The 15,314-nt window shown below is 66.1% G+C and carries 12 protein-coding genes and 1 other RNA gene; 9 read left to right on the forward strand and 4 right to left on the reverse strand.

Annotation, left to right across the window (positions count from 1 at the left end; genetic code table 11):
• The first annotated feature begins 139 nt into the window (after nt 1-139).
• From mdcH to XaplCFBP3123_RS13865, 3 genes are all read left to right on the forward strand, one after another.
• On the forward strand, nt 140-1,060 hold the full coding sequence (gene mdcH / locus XaplCFBP3123_RS13855) for a malonate decarboxylase subunit epsilon (RefSeq protein ID WP_104534550.1): 921 nt from the start codon (nt 140-142) through the stop codon (nt 1,058-1,060).
• Between the two features lie 158 nt (nt 1,061-1,218).
• The gene (locus tag XaplCFBP3123_RS13860; protein WP_104534551.1) at nt 1,219-2,574 is read left to right on the forward strand and encodes an SLC13 family permease; all 1,356 of its coding nucleotides are present in this window, start codon (nt 1,219-1,221) and stop codon (nt 2,572-2,574) included.
• A 79-nt stretch (nt 2,575-2,653) separates the two neighbouring features.
• Entirely contained in the window at nt 2,654-3,373 is a 720-nt protein-coding gene (locus tag XaplCFBP3123_RS13865) for a GntR family transcriptional regulator (RefSeq protein WP_104534552.1), read from the forward strand.
• A gap of 175 nt (nt 3,374-3,548) precedes the next feature.
• Here the strand turns inward: XaplCFBP3123_RS13865 and XaplCFBP3123_RS13870 are convergent, their stop codons facing one another.
• The 4 genes from XaplCFBP3123_RS13870 to XaplCFBP3123_RS13885 all read right to left on the reverse strand — a co-directional run bounded on the left by XaplCFBP3123_RS13870 (nt 3,549) and on the right by XaplCFBP3123_RS13885 (nt 7,208).
• On the reverse strand, nt 3,549-4,169 hold the full coding sequence (locus XaplCFBP3123_RS13870; protein ID WP_104534553.1) for an HAD hydrolase-like protein: 621 nt from the start codon (nt 4,167-4,169) through the stop codon (nt 3,549-3,551).
• A 242-nt stretch (nt 4,170-4,411) separates the two neighbouring features.
• Complete coding sequence (locus XaplCFBP3123_RS13875; protein ID WP_005923815.1) at nt 4,412-4,831, reverse strand: STAS domain-containing protein; 420 nt, start codon at nt 4,829-4,831, stop codon at nt 4,412-4,414.
• Nucleotides 4,828-5,259 carry an ATP-binding protein gene (locus XaplCFBP3123_RS13880; protein ID WP_104534554.1) on the reverse strand — a complete coding sequence of 144 codons (432 nt, stop codon included), beginning with the start codon at nt 5,257-5,259 and terminating at the stop codon, nt 4,828-4,830. The genes XaplCFBP3123_RS13875 and XaplCFBP3123_RS13880 overlap by 4 nt, the downstream gene beginning before the upstream one ends.
• Nucleotides 5,256-7,208, reverse strand: coding sequence for a SpoIIE family protein phosphatase (locus XaplCFBP3123_RS13885; protein ID WP_253254210.1), 1,953 nt, complete (start codon nt 7,206-7,208; stop codon nt 5,256-5,258). Before XaplCFBP3123_RS13885 ends, XaplCFBP3123_RS13880 begins: the two co-directional genes overlap by 4 nt.
• 296 nt (nt 7,209-7,504) lie before the next feature.
• Between XaplCFBP3123_RS13885 and XaplCFBP3123_RS13890 the strand changes: the two genes are divergently transcribed.
• The 6 genes from XaplCFBP3123_RS13890 (at nt 7,505) to XaplCFBP3123_RS13920 (ending at nt 15,296) form a co-directional block, all read left to right on the forward strand.
• Nucleotides 7,505-8,104 (forward strand): hypothetical protein, encoded by a 600-nt coding sequence (locus XaplCFBP3123_RS13890; RefSeq protein WP_172453261.1) that lies wholly within the window; start codon nt 7,505-7,507, stop codon nt 8,102-8,104.
• Nucleotides 8,101-9,423 (forward strand): XVIPCD domain-containing protein, encoded by a 1,323-nt coding sequence (locus tag XaplCFBP3123_RS13895; RefSeq protein ID WP_104534556.1) that lies wholly within the window; start codon nt 8,101-8,103, stop codon nt 9,421-9,423. Before XaplCFBP3123_RS13890 ends, XaplCFBP3123_RS13895 begins: the two co-directional genes overlap by 4 nt.
• An 85-nt stretch (nt 9,424-9,508) precedes the next feature.
• A non-coding RNA gene (locus XaplCFBP3123_RS13900) (sX9 sRNA) lies at nt 9,509-9,584 on the forward strand.
• Nucleotides 9,585-10,421: 837 nt separating this feature from the next.
• A complete protein-coding gene (locus XaplCFBP3123_RS13910; RefSeq protein WP_104534558.1) occupies nt 10,422-11,423 on the forward strand; it encodes an arabinogalactan endo-1,4-beta-galactosidase in 1,002 nt (333 codons plus the stop codon).
• Nucleotides 11,424-11,923: 500 nt separating this feature from the next.
• Nucleotides 11,924-14,611, forward strand: coding sequence for a pyruvate dehydrogenase (acetyl-transferring), homodimeric type (gene aceE / locus XaplCFBP3123_RS13915; protein WP_024937855.1), 2,688 nt, complete (start codon nt 11,924-11,926; stop codon nt 14,609-14,611).
• Between the two features lie 229 nt (nt 14,612-14,840).
• Nucleotides 14,841-15,296 (forward strand): hypothetical protein, encoded by a 456-nt coding sequence (locus tag XaplCFBP3123_RS13920; protein ID WP_216361733.1) that lies wholly within the window; start codon nt 14,841-14,843, stop codon nt 15,294-15,296.
• The last annotated feature ends 18 nt before the right edge of the window (nt 15,297-15,314 follow it).

Below are 15,314 nucleotides of genomic sequence, written 5' to 3' on the forward strand. Positions count from 1 at the left end.
CGCAGGCGTGTAGGGGCGCTGCCCTTGGCACTGCCTCAGGAAACCGCGTCCTTGTCCTGGTCGCGCGAGAAGAAGCCCGCAGCGCGGATGAGGACGGCACCAGCACAGCGCCCGCCGCTGCCTGCCAGCAGGCCACCGCATGAGCCTGGCCGTGCTCTGTCCCGGCCAGGGTGGGCAACATGCGGCGATGTTCGCGCGTGTCGCCGATGCGCCTGCCGCGGCCGGCGTGCTCGCTGCCGCGAGCAAGGTGCTCGGCGCATCAGTACAAACGCTTGCCGCAGACAACGCTCGCTACACCAATGCCATCGCACAGCCACTGGTCTGCGCCGGCACCCTGGCGCACTGGCAGGTGCTGCTTGCGCAACTGCCCACGCCGGTGTTGGTGCTCGGCTACAGCGTCGGTGAGCTGGCCGCGCATGCGGTGGCCGGCAGCATGGAGATCGCCACCTGCCTGCAGCTGGCCGCCACCCGCGCACGCCTGATGGACGCGGCCAGCCCGGAACATGCGGGATTGATGGCGGTGGCCGGCCTGCCGCTGCGTGTGCTCGAAGCGCTGTGCCGGACGCATGGCGCGGCCATCGCCATCGTCAATGGCGACGACCACGCCGTGCTCGGTGGCCCGCAGGCTGCGCTGCAGGTACTGGGCGATGCAGCGCAGGCGCAGGGCGCACGCATCACGCAGTTGCCGGTGAGCGTGCCGGCGCATACGCCGTGGTTGCATGCGGCGGCCGATGCCTTCGCCGTCGAATTGAACAACGCGGCCGTGCACGCGCCCAGGCTGCGCGTGCTGGCCGGCATCGATGCACGTGCCGTCACCACGCAGGCCCTGGTGGTGGACATGCTGGCCGCACAGATTGCGCAGACCGTGCGCTGGCAGGACGTGCTGGTGCAGGCCGCCGAACGCGGCGCGCGCGTGTTTCTCGAACTGGGGCCAGGCAGCGCATTGGCGCGCATGGCGCGCGAGATCGTGCCGGGTTGCGAAGCGCGCTCGGTGGAGGACTTCCACAGCATGCAGGGCGTGGTGGAGTGGGTCGATGCTGCGTGCGAGCGCGCGGCATGAAGTAACGCTAGAAGCGGCGAACCAGGCGTGGCGAATAGGCAACCGCCTGGCAGCTGCCCCGTAAGTCTGTCAGCCGCTCTGCGTGTCTGACCAGGTGTGACCCTTGGGTGGCGGGTGGCCATCCGTGCTGTACGCGTATCAGGTGTCTGGGAGGGCGCATGACCCCGCAAATTGCAACGATTCTTGGCTTGGTGATCATGTTCATCGTCGCCACTGCATTGCCCATCAACATGGGGGGGGTGGCCTTCGCGCTGGCCTTCATCATCGGCGGCGTGTGGGTGGGGCTGGACGGCAAGGAGGTGCTGGCCGGCTTTCCGGGCGACCTGTTCCTGACCCTGGTCGGCATCACCTACCTGTTCGCCATCGCACAGAAGAACGGCACCATCGATCTGCTGGTGCACTGGGCGGTGCGCGCGGTGCGCGGGCGCATCGTGGCGATTCCCTGGGTGATGTTCGTGATCACCGGCCTGCTCACCGCCTTCGGTGCGCTCGGGCCGGCGGCGGTGGCCATCATCGGCCCGGTGGCGCTGCGCTTTGCCAAGCAATACCGCATCAATCCCCTGATGATGGGCCTGCTGGTGATCCATGGCGCGCAGGGCGGCGGGTTCTCGCCGATCAGCGTGTATGGCGGCATCACCAACAAGGTGGTGGAAAAGGCCGGGCTGGACGTTACCGAGATGGCGGTGTTCCTCACCAGCCTGGGCTTCAACCTGATGATGGCGATCATCTGCTTCTGCGCCTTCGGCGGGCTCAAGCTGATGCGCCGGCAGGAGGTGTCGCTGGCCGATGCGCAGTACGTGGCGGTGGCGGACGACCAGGCCTCCAAGCGCCCGTTCGCGATCGAAGGGCATGGCTCCTTGGTGGCTGCCGGTGGCGGCACCTTGTCGACCAATCCGCTGGCGCTGGAGGCAGTCGCCATCACGCGCGATCGGGTGATCACGCTGGTCGGCCTGCTCGGCCTGGGCATCGCCGCGCTGGTCTACAACCTCAACGTCGGCCTGGTCTCGATCACCGTGGCGGTGGCCCTGGCGCTGATCTCGCCCAGCGCGCAGAAGGGCGCGGTAGACGGCATCAGCTGGTCCACGGTGCTGTTGATCAGCGGCGTGGTGACCTACGTGGCGGTGCTGGAAAAGGCCGGCGCGGTGGACTACATCGGCACCGGCGTGTCGCATATCGGCATGCCGTTGCTGGGTGCGCTGCTGGTCTGCTATGTCGGCGGCATCGTGTCCGCGTTCGCCTCGTCGGCGGCGGTGCTGGGCGCCACCATTCCGCTGGCGGTGCCATTTCTGATGCAGGGCCAGCTCAGCGCGGCCGGGGTGATCTGCGCGCTCGCGGTGTCGTCCACCATCGTCGATGTCAGCCCGTTCTCCACCAACGGTGCGCTGGTGGTGGCCTCGGCCGCCAAGGAAGAGCGCGACGCGCTGTTCCGTCGCTTCCTGGTGTACAGCGGGCTGGTAGTGCTGCTGGGGCCGTTGGTGGCCTGGCTGCTGTTCGTGGTGCCGGGCTGGCTGTGATCCGGCCCGCGTTCGGCAGGGTATCGGGGCGCCCCCGTAGAATGGGCGCCTCCACGCCAGCATCGACGACCCGCCTGCCATGACCCTCGCCCCTGATTCGCGCACTGCCAAAAAGCGCGTACCGCTGTACGAGGAAGTGGCCGAGCGCCTGCGCCAGAAGATCTACGACTACGCGCTGCCGCCGGGCGAGTGGATCGACGAGCCGGCGCTGGCCGAGGAGCTCGGCATCAGCCGCACCCCGCTGCGCGAAAGCCTCAAGCTGCTCGCCGCCGAAGGCCTGGTGCAACTGGACGCCGGCCGTGGCAGCCGGGTCACGCGGTTGACGCTGGAAGACCTCAACCAGTTGTTCCCGGTGATGGCCATGCTGGAAGGCCGCTGCGCCCACGATGCGGTCAAGCGCCTCGACGTGGCCGGCGTGCAACGCCTGGAAGACCTGCACGCGGCGATGGAAGCTGCCGCCGCCGCCGGCGATCTGGCCGAGTACTACCGCAACAATTATCTGATCCATGAAACCGTGCAGCAGTATGCCGGCAATCCGTGGTTGATCCGCGTCACCCACGATCTGCACCGCATCCTCAAGATGCACCGCGGCCGGCAGCTGTTGACGCCCGGGCGCATGGCGCAGTCGCTGGCCGAGCATCGCGAGCTGATGGCATGCGTACGCAGCCGCGACGCCGAAGGCGCCGAGCGCACGATGCACGGGCATCTGTTGAGCCAGGGGCAGGCCTTGGCGGCGTATGTGGCGGCGGGAGGCATGTTGAATGTGCCGGCACCCTTGCCGAGGGTCGGCGGGGTGTAGACGTCGGCGCGTGGCTCCCGGCGACCATTCAGTGCATGGCATCCGTTTCCCTTCTCCCTCCGGGAGAAGGTGCCCGAAGGGCGGATGAGGGAACGCGCGCACGCAGCACCGGCGGGCTTCTCGCTCTAGCGAATCCCCAATCCCCAATCCCCAATCCCAGCCGCAAAAAAACGGGCTACTCCGCCAACCCAAGCAACGCCTCCACACGCTCAACCACCTGCGCCCCCGCCAATCCCGCAAACACCTCCGGATGCGCATAGCCCCAGGCCACCGCAGCAAACCGCAGTCCCACCGTTTGCGCCGCTTCCCAGTCGGCGACCTGATCGCCCACATACACCGCCTGCGCTGCGGTGTATCCAGTGCTGCGCAGCACGCGGCGCAAGGCGCGCTGTTTGCCCAGCAAATGCGCGCCACCGTCGATGAGGGCGAACATCGCGCTCAGCTCCTCGCCTAGCGCGCGTTGCACATTCTCCACCGAGTTGGACGACACCAGGGCCAGGCAGGTGCCGCGGGCGTGCAGTGTGTGCAGCACCTCGGCAATGCCGTCGAACAAGGCCATCGGCGGGGCGGCGCGCATCAGGCGGATGAAGTCGGCAGCCACCAACGGGATGCGCCATGTGCTCAGACCCGATTCCTTGAGCAGCGCGCGGGTGCTCAGGCGGCGTGCGGCGTCCACTTCATGCGCCTGCGCGGCGCGGAAGCCGTGCCGCTCGGCCAGCACGCGCTGCGTGCTCACAAAGAAACCGAACGAATCGGCAAGGGTGCCGTCGAAATCGAAGATGATCAGCTTGGGCATCGCACGCGAGGGATCAGGGCGCCATAGCCTAACCACTGCCGCGCACACGCCGCACGCACACAGGCCCACATGTGGTCGCGCAGGCGGGGCGATACCGACGGCGGCCAACACAACCACTGCACACATCGCCAGGCGCGCGCGCGTTCAGCGCCGCAAGTCGGCATGTACCGCGCGTGCACTTCCGCCATGCGCGTGCCTTCCGCATCCAGCCGGCGCCCGTTCGCTACGCGTCGTCGCCCCTCTCAAGCCTCGGCAAAATGCGGCACGATCGGCGTATCGCCTTGCGCATGCTGTTCGATGACCTTGCGCTGCATCGCCGCCAGGTAGGCATCCAGCTCTTCGGTGGAGGCGAAGACATCGCTCAGCGGCACTGCCTTGACCATGTCGAAGACCTTGCGGATCTGCGGCTGCGGGTTGGTCACCAGCACCTTGCCCTGGCGCGTGGCCAGGGCCTTGCGTGCCTTGAAGATGCAGCGGATGCCGGCGCTGGAGATGTATTCCAGCGCGGTCAGGTCCAGCACCAGCGTGGTGATCAGGGTGCCCAGCAGCGGCGACAGCGCCGCGTCCAGATCCTGGTAGGTGTGGGTGTCCAGGCGCCCGGTCAGGATGACGCGTTGACGGGTGTCCTGCGGCGGGTCGATCTGGATGGCGAGCGTGGTCATGACAGTGCCTCGGGGACGGGGGCGTACGGGTGGAGCAGGGTGACGCGCACCACGTTATATGCACCATCGCGGCGGTAGTCGATGTGATCGGCGAACTGATGTACCAGAAACAACCCCAGTCCGCCGATCGCACGCGCGTCGAGCGCGGCATCCAGTTCCAGCTCCGGCAGCGCGCGGGGGTCGAACGCGCTGCCGGGGTCGCTCAGCTCCAGCACCAGCGCCTGCGGGTCCAGCTGCAGCTGCAGGCGTAGCGGCTGCTCGGCGCATTGGCCGTGGGTGAGCGCATTGCAGCCGAGCTCTTCCACGATCAGCCGCACCTGGCCGATGCGCTCGGCGTGCAGGCCTTCCCGCGTGAGGGAGTGTTCCAGCGCGTCGTTGGCGCCGGCCAGCTGGGCCAGCGAGGGCGCGATGGCCAGATCGAGCTTCATCGGGTCGTTGCCTTTGCGGGTGCGTCCCGGCCAGCGTCTGCGACCCGTCCAGCATGCTCCTGGCGCAGCCGGATCGCCAGCAGGGTGATGTCGTCGTACGGGTCGGCCTGGCCGGTGAAGTGTGCGATGTTGGCGATCACCGCCTTGCACTGCGCCGCCGCGCTGCGGCGTGGCCGCAATGCGCCGAGCAGGCGCTCCAGCCCGTAGCTGGCGCCCCGCTCGTCCATCGCCTCGGTCACCCCGTCGGTATAGCCCAGCAGCGTCTGCCCGGCGCTCATGCGGCCCTGCAGCACCGGGTAGGCCACCTGCGGCTCGATCCCCAGCGGCGCGCCGGTCTCCAGCGGCAACGGCCGCGCGCTGCCGTCGATGTCGATCAATACCGGCGGCTCATGGCCGGCACTGGCCAGCCAGTAGTCGCCAGTCACCACGTTGATCACCCCGCACAGCACCGTGGCGAACATGCAGGTGTCGTTGTTTTCCGCCAGCCGCGTGGAGGCGGCGATCAGGATGCTGTCCGGGCGCGTATGCCGGCGCGCGGCGATTTCCAGCACGCTCACCGCCCGCGCCATGAACAGGGCCGCCGGCACGCCCTTGTCGGACACATCGCCCACCACAAACCACAGCAGCCCCGGCTCGGTCTCGACGAAGTGATAGAAGTCGCCGCCCACCGCCTTGGCCGGCTCCAGCCACGCGCAGGTTTCCAGATGCGAACCGGCGCGGTCGAAGGTGCGCCCGGAGGGCAGCATCGCCTGCTGGATCTCGCGCGCGATCTGCAGCTCGCTGTGCATGCGCTCGCGCGCGGCGGTCATCTCGCCGATCTGCGCGATGTGGTCGCGGATCGCATCGCGCGCGCTGTCGAACGCGCGCGCCATCACGCCCACTTCGTCGCGGCGTTCGATGTGCGGCAACGGGTATTCGAATTCGCCACGGCGGAAGTGCTCGGCGGTGTCGGTCAGTTCCTCGATCGGCCGCGTCAGCTTGCGCGTGATCCGCCCCATCAACCACCACCACACCACCGCGCCCAGCAACGCGGCCAGCGCCACCCACGCGGCCAGCCAGTTCAGGCCCGCCAGCACATAGCCTTCCGAGGCGGACAGCACAAAGGTCCAGCCGCTGCGTCCCACCGCCGCGCTATGGGTCAGAAAGCGCTCGCCATCGGGAGCGGTGTGCGCGAACGAGATCGGCTGGCCTGCAGCCACCGCGCGCTGCAACGGCAGCAGGTCGGGCCGCGCATGCGCCACGTAACGCTCCAGCGTGTCACGCAGGTTGAGCTCCGGGTCGGGGCTGAGCACCAGCATGCCTTCGGGCGAGAGCAGCATCGGCTGGATGCCGATGTCGCGCGGCAGCTGGTCGATGATCTCGCGCAGGTGCTGCAGCGGCAGGTCCACGCTGACCATGCCCACCGGCGCGGCATCCACCGCATCGCCCGGGCGGCGCAACGGCAGGTTGTAGCTGGTGTACAGCGCGCTGCCGCCATTGGTGTCGAGGGACGGCTCGGACCACCACGCGCGCCCTTCGCGCTGGGTGCGCAGATACCACGGCATCGCGCGGTAGTCGTCGCCCAGGTCCTGCACCGATTTCTCCAGCACGCGCGTGCCGTCGCGATGCACGTACCAGACAAACCCGGTGTCGCGCGCCTTCTGCGTGCGCGGCTCGATGATCAACCGCGCCGCGCCGATATCCGGGTCGCCGCTGAGCGTGGCCAGCAGCAGGGCGCGCAGATTGAACGGCTGCAGCCCCACCGCGCTGCTGCTGGCGGCCAGCGTGCGGCCGCTCACCTGCACCGAATCCAGCATCGCCGCCAGGCTGCGCGCGGTCTGCTCGGTCAGGCCATCCACCTCGGTGCGCGCCGCCTCCACCAGCTCGGCGCGTGCGCCCAGGTAGAACACCGTGCCCAGCACCGCCAGCAACACCACCAGCAACGCGGTGGCCGCCAGCAACACCCGCATGCGCAGGCTGTGCCGCCAGTGCACCCGCGGGGTGACGGCCACGCCGTCGGCTGGCGATGTGGGACCGGTGGCGATGACGCGCTTCCCTGGCGGCGAATGGCCCCGATCATGGCAGTTTTCCGCCCGCCGGCAACCGGCTCACGGCGGCCTCATCCTCAGCTGCCGTAAATTGACCCCGGCGGGTCAGCGAACTAGATTGACTCCCCCTATCGCCATGGAGGCCGGCCTTGCGCCAGATTCTGACCCCGAGCCTGCTGGCCCTTTTGCTTACGGCCTGTAACGCCCCGGAGACCAGCATGACCCAGACCCAATCCCCCGCAACCGAGGCCGCCGCAGAAGCCGACGTGGAGGCGGGTGGCCGCGGCCTTGCCAAGTTGAATCCCAACCCGCGCAAGGCCTTCGAGGTCACGCTGACCCTGGACAAGGCGCCGGGTGCGTTCGGCCTGGTGCAGGGCGCGGCGCAATACGACGTCAGCAACGAAGCCGAATGCGGCAAGATCCAGCCCGAAACCGGCACCGCCGGGCGCATCACCAGCCAGGAAGACTTCGCACTCAAGAAGATCTCCGATACCGAGTACCGCGGCACCGTCTACCTGGACCTGATGCAGGACGAGGACTATTACGGTCGCGGCGTCTGCCACTGGGAATTCAGCGGCGCCAGCGTGTTGTTGAAGGCGACCGGTGCTGAAGAAGAAACCCGCTTCCTGTCGTTTATCGAAGGCAAGACGGTGCTGGCGCAGCAGGCTTCGACCAAATATTACTGGAGCGAGCGCTATCCGCGTTCGGGCATGAGCGACTTTCCAGACATGGGCGAGCCCGATACCGAAAAGTTCAAGCCTGATATCCGCGACAAGCTGTTCACCATCACATTGGCTGCCAAGGAAGCGACGCCATGACCATCCCCTCACAGCAGTATGCTGATCTGTCCAACGACATTTATGAGGATCGTGCGGTAGGGCGGCGTGCTCCGAATCAGAAAGAACTTTTTGAAACCGGAGGCGAGCAATACGCCGTTCTGGAGCATGTCAACAATAAGGTTACTGGCTATCAGGGCACCATCTATCGCCGGGAAAGCACCGGCGAGATCGTGGTCTCGCATCGCGGCACCGAGGGCAAGCTCGATGACATCCTTACCGATGGGGCAATGGTGCGCAGCCGGCATAACCCACAAGCCGACGAAGCATTGGCCCTGACCAAGCATGCTTTGGACTACGCAAAAGAATACGGTGAGCAGAACGGCCGCACGCCAGCAGTGACCGTCACCGGCCACTCCCTCGGTGGCGCACTTGCGCAGATCACCGCACATCACTACGACCTCAAAGGCGAGACCTTTAACTCGTATGGCGCAGCCAGCCTGTCCTATCGGATTCCGGAAGGCGGTAACAACATGGTCAACCATGTGATGGCGTCCGATCCGGTGAGCGCAGCGTCGCCGCATTTCGGCCAGGTGCGCATCTACGCAAAGCCGGACGAGATCAGTACGCTCGGTCACGCCGGTTACAGCAACAGCAGGGCCAATTTCCTGATTCCCGATTCACCGGTCGTCGCCGCTGGTGCATCGCTGGGTGCGCATAAGCTCGGCAACTTTCTGGACGAAGGTTCCGTCCTCAGCGATCCAAATGCACGCACGCTTGCGGAAACGAACAAGCGCATGATCAACGAGTACCGCACCGATCTGGATCAGATCCGCGCGGGCATTACCGTGATCAGCCGTAGCAACCTTGGCCTGGGCAAGGACATCATCGACGCCGTTCGCGGCCCGCTCGCCCCGGGCGAGCCCGCCAGGCGCGACGCGCGCGAGCATGGCAACGACCACACCTCGCTGCGCATCGATCAGCCGGGGCATGTGGGCAATGGCTTGTTCCAGGACGCGCAGCGTGGCGTGCAGGCACAGGACGCGCGCGCAGGGCGCACGCCCGACCAGCAAAGCGCCCAGTTATCCGGCTCGCTCGCCTCGGAAATGCACGCCGCCGGCGGCCAGCGCATCGACGCGGTGATGATGAGCCCCGATGCCGCGCGCACCTTCGCCGTGCAGGGCCGTGTGGACGACCCCGCGCAGCTGCGTGTCAGCGTGGAAACCATGACCGCGATGAACACCCCGCTGGAGCAGAGCAGCCAGCGCGTGGCCGACAACGCCGCACGCCAGTCGGTGGCGCTGGAGCAGCAGCAAACGCAGACCCAGCAACAACAGCAGGGCGCACGCGCGCTGGGCTGAGTGCGCGCATGCAGGCGTGGCGCAGAGCGGCCGACAAAACGGCTACGCAGCCGTCAGGCGGGCGCGGCCGCTGCCCGGAGTCGGCATGGACCACGCGGGCACTGCGTTCTGGGCGTGTAGTCCGCACCCACCTGACGATCGCTCACTACGTGTTGTTAGCCGCTCTTGCTGCGTTGAATGCGCCCGACCAATAGGGCCTGATGCGGCGCCGCTTCAAACTGCCAACCGCCGCCATCGAGTAGTGCACAGGAAAAACGCCGGCTTGCCCGGCGTTTTTCGTTCGGTCGCTGCCGATCCCCGGACGCGAGCTTGTCGAGTGCCCCGAGCGGGCAGGGCAGCAGGAAGGCGTGGCGGCCTTTATCCGTCGGGCTGCTGCTGTCGAGCTGGAATCGCAGCTTGTCGCGTAGCGCCAGTGACGGTGATCGAGCCAGGGTTGTCGTTACAGAATCAGCTGTCAGCTGTCAGCTGTCAGCTACAGCTACAGCTACAGCCACAGCCACAGCCACAGCCACAGCCACAGCCACAGCGCGCGGTGAGCGGTGAGCGGCGTGCGTGCGTGCGGCAGTGGTGTGCGCTGCCAGCAACGCAACGCGGTGCTGGGAAGCCTGCAGCGCGTCGTCGTGTCGCGTCGCATCAAGCCCGGATGCATGTGCTGTCGCAGACAGTCGACCATGCCGGTCGTTGCAGCGACGTATCGCCACTGACAGACGCGCCGCGCACTACCGCGCCGGTTTTCTGTTGCATCCGCACAACAACGCGCTGGCGAAAATACCGCCAGTTCGCTGGCGCAAGGTGTTTGCCGCCGCGAGATATGCCGCAATCACGCAGCACCTATAGCCAGCGCGACCGCATTGTGCCGCCGTGCTGCAATCGCCACCGTTTCGCGGCGTGCCTGGCCGCTGCGGGCATCGCCGCATCGCCACACGCACGCGGCGAGTTCAGGGGGACCGGGCAGGGCGCCAGGTGGCGCGACATCCATCGATCAAGGGAGAGGGTTCATGCACGTTCTTCGTAAGGGGTACCACCGTTTGCTGCTGGGGCTGCTGCTGGGTGGCCTCAGCGCCGGCGCCGGCGCGCAGGGCATCGCCAAGGGCGCCGATGTCAGCTGGCTCAACCAGCAGGCTGCGGCCAACCCGCCGCAGGTGTTTCGCGATGCGGCCGGCAACACCACCGACTTCATCAAGCTGTTCAAGGACGTGGGCGGCAACGCCATCCGCCTGCGCGTGTGGGTCAACCCGTCCGGCGGCTGGAACGACGGCCGCGACACCCTGGACAAGGCCAAGCGCGCCGCCGCGCAGGGCATGCGCATCATGATCGACTTCCACTACAGCGACAGCTGGGCCGACCCGGGCAAGCAGACCAAGCCGGCCGCCTGGGCCGGCCACTCCGTCGCCCAGCTCAATACCGATGTCTACAGCCACACCCAGGGCATCCTCAACTACCTCAAGGACAACGGCATCACCGTCAGCTGGGTGCAGGTGGGCAACGAGATCAACAGCGGCATGCTGTGGAACGAGGGCAAGACGCCCAACTTCGCCACGCTGGGCCAGTTCATCAACAGCGGCTACAACGCCACCAAGGCGGTGTACCCCAATGCAAAGGTCATCGTGCACCTGGCCAACGGCTACGACAACGCCAACTTCCGCTGGTTCTTCGACAACCTGCGCTCGGCCGGCGGCAAGTGGGACGTCATCGGCATGTCGCATTACCCGCCGGTGGGCAGCTGGCAGGACTACAACACCCGCCTGGACACCAACATGCGCGACATGATCTCCCGCTACGGCAGCGACGTGGTCGTGGCCGAGGTCGGCATGGACTGGCAGCAGGCCGCCACCACCCGCGCCATGCTCACCAACCTGCTCAGCCGCAGCAATGCCATCGGCGCGCGCGTGCTCGGCGTGTTCTATTGGGAGCCCAACGCCTACCCCGGCTGGCAGGGCTACACCATGGGCGCAGTCAACAACAACGGCCAGCTGACCGAAGCCCTGCAGGCGTTCTGACCAACCCGCCCCCGTAGGAGCGCACCCGGGCGCGACAGGCGTGACCGGGAATGCCCGTCGCGCCCAGGTGCGCTCCTACGGTTGGGCGTGCCTAGCCCCGAACTGGCCGCGCAAATCGCTAGCTCGACAGCACCTGCCCGCCAGCGTCAATGGCCGGATGTCCCACCGAAGACCGCCGGCTGTCGTAGGAGCGCACCCGGGCGCGACAGGCGTTACCAGGAATGCCCGTCGCGCCCAGGTGCGCTCCTACATCGGTCCGTTCCGCGCCGGGCCCGGCGGCAATCGCCCGCCGCTGGCCCTTATCCTTTGGTCGTACACCGGCAGCGCCTGCTGCGCTGGATCGCCGCCCAGCCGGCATCGATCCCTCACCCACGCACGACACCGTCCCATTCCATACGCCCCCGTAGCGAGGAATGGCAACAGGTGCGTGCGGTACACTTGGGGGTTCACGAATTCACGATGTCGACACACCCGCGGGGTGTGTCCCCCCGGGAGCGCTAATGAACTGGTTGAACGAAGTGCTGCACAACGATCCGAACCCGCTTGAGACGCAGGAGTGGCTCGAATCGATCAAGGCCGTCATCGACGTCGAAGGCCCGGAGCGCGCCCATCAGCTGCTGGAAGGCATGGTCGAGCAGACCCGCCGCGCCGGCGCTTACCTGCCGTTCTCGCCCACCACCGAGTACGTCAACACCATCGCACCGGCCAACGAGGCCAAGAACCCCGGCGACTCCGCGCTGGAGTGGAAGATCCGCTCGATCATCCGCTGGAACGCCATGGCCACCGTCGTGCGGGCCAACCGCAAGCCGGGCGACCTGGGCGGCCACATCGCCTCGTTCGCCTCCAGCGCCACGCTGTACGACGTGGGCTTCAACCACTTCTGGCGCGCGCCCAGCGACCAGCACCCGGGCGATCTCCTGTTCATCCAGGGCCATAGCGCCCCGGGCGTCTACGCCCGCGCCTTCCTGGAAGGCCGCATCAGCGAAGCCCAGCTGGACAACTTCCGCATGGAAGTGGACGGCCAGGGCATCTCCTCCTACCCGCACCCGTGGCTGATGCCCGAGTTCTGGCAGACCCCCACCGTGTCGATGGGCCTGGGCCCGCTGGCCGCCATCTACCAGGCGCAGTTCATGCGCTACCTGGAAAACCGCGGCCTGATCGAGAAGTCCGACCGCAAGGTGTGGTGCTTCATCGGCGACGGCGAGAGCGACGAGCCGGAAACCCTCGGCGCCATCGCGCTGGCCGGCCGTGAAGGCCTGGACAACCTGATCTTTGTGGTCAACTGCAACCTGCAGCGCCTGGACGGCCCGGTGCGCGGCAACGGCAAGATCATCCAGGAGCTGGAAGGCGTGTTCCGTGGCGGCGGCTGGAACGTCATCAAGCTGCTCTGGGGCGGCTACTGGGATGCCCTGCTGGCCAAGGACACCGACGGTGTGCTGCGCAAGCTGATGATGGAAACCGTCGACGGCGAATACCAGAACTGCAAGGCCTTCGGCGGCGCCTACACGCGCGCCAACTTCTTCGGCAAGTACCCGGAGACCGCGGCCATGGTCGCCGGCCTGTCCGACGACGACATCTGGCGCCTGAACCGTGGCGGCCACGACCCGCACAAGGTGTACGCCGCCTACCACCAGGCCGTGAACACCAAGGGCATGCCCACCGTGATCCTGGCCAAGACGGTCAAGGGCTACGGCATGGGCTCGGCGGGTGAGGCGCTCAACCCCACCCACCAGACCAAGAAGCTGGACGACGCGGCGGTCAAGCACTTCCGCGACCGCTTCAATATCCCGGTGACCGACGCCCAGCTGGAAGACGGCCAGGTGCCGTTCTACCACCCCGGCGAAGATTCCCCGGAAGTGCAGTACCTCAAGGAGCGCCGCAACGTGCTGGGCGGCTTCCTGCCCTCGCGCCGTCCCAAGGCCAGCAAGTCCTTCGTCGCGCCCACGCTCGACAAGTTCGAGCGCCTGCTCAAGGACAGCGGCGAGCGCAGCTATTCCACCACCATGTCCTTCGTGCAGAGCCTCAACATCGCCCTGCGCGACAAGGAACTGGGCCCGCGCATCGTGCCGATCGTGGCCGATGAGGCGCGCACCTTCGGGATGGAAGGCATGTTCCGCCAGATCGGCATCTATGCCCCGTTCGGCCAGAAGTACAAGCCGGTCGACGCCGACCAGCTGATGTACTACCGCGAAGACCAGACCGGCCAGGTGCTGCAGCAGGGCATTAGCGAGCCGGGCGCCATCGCCTCGTGGATGGCCGCCGGCACCAGCTACTCGGTGTCCGACGTGCCGATGCTGCCGTTCTACATCTACTACTCCATGTTCGGCTTCCAGCGCGTGGGCGACATCGCCTGGCAGGCAGCGGACATGCGCACGCGTGGCTTCCTGCTCGGCGGCACCGCCGGCCGCACCACGCTCAACGGCGAAGGCCTGCAGCACGAAGACGGCTTCAGCCAGGTCATTGCCGGCTCCATCCCGAACGTGCGTAGCTACGACCCGACCTTCGGCTTCGAAGTCACCGTCATCATGCAGCACGGCATGAAGGCAATGATGGAAGACCAGATCGACGAGTACTACTACATCACCCTGATGAACGAGAACTACGCCCACCCCGGCATGCCGGACGGCGCAGCCGAGGGCATCATCAAGGGCATGTACCTGCTCAAGGACGCCGGCAAGCCCAAGAAGGGCGAGCTGCGCGTGCAGCTGCTGGGCAGCGGCACCATCCTGCGCGAAGCCATTGCCGCGGCCGAGCTGCTGGACAAGGACTTTGGCGTCACCGCCGACATCTGGTCCTGCCCCAGCCTCAACGAAGTGCGCCGCGACGGTTACGCCGTGGAACGCTGGAACCGCCTGCACCCGGAGGCCGAACAGCGCAAGCCGTACGTCACCCAGCTGCTGGAAGGCCGCCAGGGCCCGGCCATCGCCGCCACCGACTACGTGCGCGCCTTCGCCGACCAGATCCGCGCCTTCGTCCCGATGACCTACACCGTACTCGGCACGGATGGGTTCGGTCGTTCGGATACGCGTGCCAACCTGCGCCGCTTCTTCGAGGTCGACCGTTACTACATCGCGCACGCGGCGATTGCCGCGCTGGCGAAGGATGGCAAGATGACGGGTAAGGATGTGGCCCGGGCGATCAAGCAGTACAAGATTGATCCTGAGAAGGCGAATCCTGTTGGGGTTTGATTCTGGCTTATTAGTAGGGAGTCGCGCACCCTGTAATACGCCATAACTACGTCTAGATCGTCCATCAGAAACGTGGGCAGTTTTTGGTTGATATCGCAAAGTTAGAAGAGCCGCTCCCGAAACGGAGCGGCTTTGCTTTTGGTGGCTTACTGCAGTCTCGTAGTGGCCTGACTTCACGGACTGGGTGTCCGTGGATAAACTTGAAGAAAAAATTAGCGAGTAAATTCGAATGGCGAACGAGAGGAAGACGGAAGGGCTTGTACGTGACCAACTTCGCGCCCTTGGCTACTACGAGCCTGACAATGGGGTCAGCGTCGAAGAACAAAAGTCTGAAATCGCCAAAATTAGGTTGATGCTAGCGAAGGCTAGCAAGAATGCTAAAGGGAACGCAGGCTATCCAGAGTTCATCATCTCAAATAGAAAGGATGCCGCATTCTTAATTGTTATTGAATGCAAGTCGGATGCAAGGAAGCATGAAAGCACCAAGAGAGATAAGCCCGTTGATTTTGCTGTGGACGGAGTTCTTCATTATTCTAAACATCTTGCTAAATACTATACTGTCGTTGCTGTTGCTGTTAGTGGTTCAACCGCGAGCTCAGTTAAGGTCTCTAATTTCCTAATTCCTGCCGGAAGCAGCGAGGCGAAAGAACTTTCTAGGGATGGTCTGATCAACGCTACCCAATGACGAGACATGTGACATCGG

Origin of the sequence: Xanthomonas arboricola pv. populi (assembly GCF_002939945.1) — a bacterium.
Classification (GTDB): domain Bacteria; phylum Pseudomonadota; class Gammaproteobacteria; order Xanthomonadales; family Xanthomonadaceae; genus Xanthomonas; species Xanthomonas arboricola_A.

What these genes read in the sequence shown, in the direction of transcription:
- XaplCFBP3123_RS13895 (WP_104534556.1), top strand. Translation starts at nt 8,101, where the DNA reads ATGACCATCCCCTCACAGCAGTATGCTGATCTGTCCAACGACATTTAT.
- mdcH (WP_104534550.1), top strand. Translation starts at nt 140, where the DNA reads ATGAGCCTGGCCGTGCTCTGTCCCGGCCAGGGTGGGCAACATGCGGCG.
- XaplCFBP3123_RS13860 (WP_104534551.1), top strand. Translation starts at nt 1,219, where the DNA reads ATGACCCCGCAAATTGCAACGATTCTTGGCTTGGTGATCATGTTCATC.
- XaplCFBP3123_RS13875 (WP_005923815.1), bottom strand. Translation starts at nt 4,831, where the DNA reads ATGACCACGCTCGCCATCCAGATCGACCCGCCGCAGGACACCCGTCAA.
- XaplCFBP3123_RS13920 (WP_216361733.1), top strand. Translation starts at nt 14,841, where the DNA reads ATGGCGAACGAGAGGAAGACGGAAGGGCTTGTACGTGACCAACTTCGC.
- XaplCFBP3123_RS13880 (WP_104534554.1), bottom strand. Translation starts at nt 5,259, where the DNA reads ATGAAGCTCGATCTGGCCATCGCGCCCTCGCTGGCCCAGCTGGCCGGC.
- XaplCFBP3123_RS13890 (WP_172453261.1), top strand. Translation starts at nt 7,505, where the DNA reads ATGACCCAGACCCAATCCCCCGCAACCGAGGCCGCCGCAGAAGCCGAC.
- XaplCFBP3123_RS13910 (WP_104534558.1), top strand. Translation starts at nt 10,422, where the DNA reads ATGCACGTTCTTCGTAAGGGGTACCACCGTTTGCTGCTGGGGCTGCTG.
- XaplCFBP3123_RS13865 (WP_104534552.1), top strand. Translation starts at nt 2,654, where the DNA reads ATGACCCTCGCCCCTGATTCGCGCACTGCCAAAAAGCGCGTACCGCTG.
- XaplCFBP3123_RS13870 (WP_104534553.1), bottom strand. Translation starts at nt 4,169, where the DNA reads ATGCCCAAGCTGATCATCTTCGATTTCGACGGCACCCTTGCCGATTCG.
- aceE (WP_024937855.1), top strand. Translation starts at nt 11,924, where the DNA reads ATGAACTGGTTGAACGAAGTGCTGCACAACGATCCGAACCCGCTTGAG.
- XaplCFBP3123_RS13885 (WP_253254210.1), bottom strand. Translation starts at nt 7,208, where the DNA reads ATGCGGGTGTTGCTGGCGGCCACCGCGTTGCTGGTGGTGTTGCTGGCG.